The sequence below is a fragment of the Vibrio sp. 05-20-BW147 genome, assembly GCF_013369385.1.
Classification (GTDB): Bacteria; Pseudomonadota; Gammaproteobacteria; order Enterobacterales; family Vibrionaceae; genus Vibrio; species Vibrio floridensis.
Genome location: NZ_SZTO01000073.1, coordinates 1 through 1,650, shown reverse-complemented (window position 1 = coordinate 1,650; position 1,650 = coordinate 1). Strand labels below are relative to the sequence as shown.

Genomic DNA, 1,650 nt, shown 5'->3' with positions numbered 1-1,650 from the left:
CTGCAAACCAAAAATGCCACGCGGCATGAATCCCTCTTGAACGCCTTGTTAGCCTTTAATCGTTTAGCGAGAAGGCTTGTCCATGAACAGACTTATAATTAATACTTAGCCTTAGTGAGCTGATACTTTCTTCGAGACTACTAACTTCAGCCCAGTCTTTAGCCGGAAAATCCACGGATAGTAAGCGTATTCTTTGATTATGAGCAATAGCGTAGCCTTTAGATAACTCTGTATAGTTAAAGGCGTCTGATCTGTCGCCGAATAATGCAGTAAGAGCATCTCTAGCACTATAGTTTTTGTCACCAAGTGCTACATCAAACGTTTCAATGAACGCTGGGCCTAAACCATTATTTATTAGATAAATTTCAATACGACCCACACCATTTTTAAAAAAGCGTTCAGTAAATAGATCCAGGTGAGGTTTTAGTGAGATACGATTTTGGCGACGCTGACTGCTGGCTTGGTACACAGTTAAAAACAGTGCGCACAACGCAATAATTTCAGATGCATATTTGCTTAGTATTTCCATAACTACCCATATCAAACTTGAAGGCTAACGCTGCGTTAAGGGGTGAGTGCCGCCTAAACTAACTTTACGTAAACCACATTCACCACAAAACTCACTGGATACCAAAAATGCCACGCGGCACGAATCCCTCTTGAACGCCTTGTTATGCATATTATGCAAACAACTTCTTAAATTTATCAAATGCCCCTTTTTTGAAAAAATAACGATATTCGTTGTAAACCGTACGATTTTTTTCTTCTAAATTAGGAAGGTCAACCTCAATTTCACTTGACTCAATTATCTTAAAAAACAAATCTGGTATACCGTTTTTATACAGTGCTCTTTTGGTACCCATAGCATGCGTTTTTTCCATCACTTCTGTTACAAATTCAGTTGCTTCCTCAGAAAAAAGCTCCGTACTAGTAAGCTTGATTTTTTGTAACCTTTTAAAAGTCTTATCCAACAGATCACTATCTATATTTTCGCCATCATAGTGTTTAAGAATATGTAAAATATCAAATAGTTCTTCTAATACCTTAGTACGCTCAGATCTACTCGATATCTGCTTCTGCTCAAGTGAAAACTTGGCTGCGAAACATGCAACTATCAATGATGCAGCAGCCACGATAAGCGTTGCCCAATCAATTATTCTCGGTTCCGCAAGACTATTTATTGCATTAGCTATATCTGACATATTTCCTCTTTATGCATAACGCCCTGCTAAGGGGTGAGCAATGCACTAAGAAAGCTACCGCACATCACCTTAATCACAAAACCTACCGCATGCTGAAAATGCCACGCATTGCGAATCCCACTTAAGCAGTTTGTTAGCCCGGTACCCAAGTCTAATTACAAGCCAAGTGCTGTTGCCGCTTCAACCCAAACCTCTTGATAAACTGGGAATTTTGGTTCACTGAAGCCTGATTTGCCATTTTTAGTTTTGAACCTCGGTACAATTTTTCCATTCGGGTGAACATCAGCTCCGTCAAATACCATCCATTCTTCATATTCAGGGTGTTGCGCCAATTTAGCATTAGCAAAATCCAATATTTTTGAAACTGATTCTTTTGTATGCATCTAAATTTCCTTACTGTTTAATTAATTTTCCCTTAAGGGCTAACGCTGCGTTAAGGGGTGAATGC

At 39.1% G+C, this 1,650-nt stretch carries 4 protein-coding genes; all 4 read right to left on the bottom strand.

Annotation, left to right across the window (positions count from 1 at the left end; genetic code table 11):
* Positions 1-55: 55 nt before the first annotated feature.
* The gene (locus tag FC652_RS19990; RefSeq protein ID WP_025590398.1) at positions 56-529 is read right to left on the bottom strand and encodes a hypothetical protein; all 474 of its coding nucleotides are present in this window, start codon (positions 527-529) and stop codon (positions 56-58) included.
* Between the two features lie 24 nt (positions 530-553).
* Positions 554-688: a DUF3265 domain-containing protein gene (locus tag FC652_RS19985; protein WP_244292312.1), complete on the bottom strand. Its 135-nt coding sequence runs from the start codon at positions 686-688 to the stop codon at positions 554-556.
* Positions 681-1,202: a hypothetical protein gene (locus tag FC652_RS19980; protein ID WP_065818823.1), complete on the bottom strand. Its 522-nt coding sequence runs from the start codon at positions 1,200-1,202 to the stop codon at positions 681-683. The genes FC652_RS19985 and FC652_RS19980 overlap by 8 nt, the downstream gene beginning before the upstream one ends.
* A gap of 155 nt (positions 1,203-1,357) precedes the next feature.
* Positions 1,358-1,585 (bottom strand): hypothetical protein, encoded by a 228-nt coding sequence (locus FC652_RS19970; protein WP_176299889.1) that lies wholly within the window; start codon positions 1,583-1,585, stop codon positions 1,358-1,360.
* Positions 1,586-1,650 lie beyond the last annotated feature (65 nt).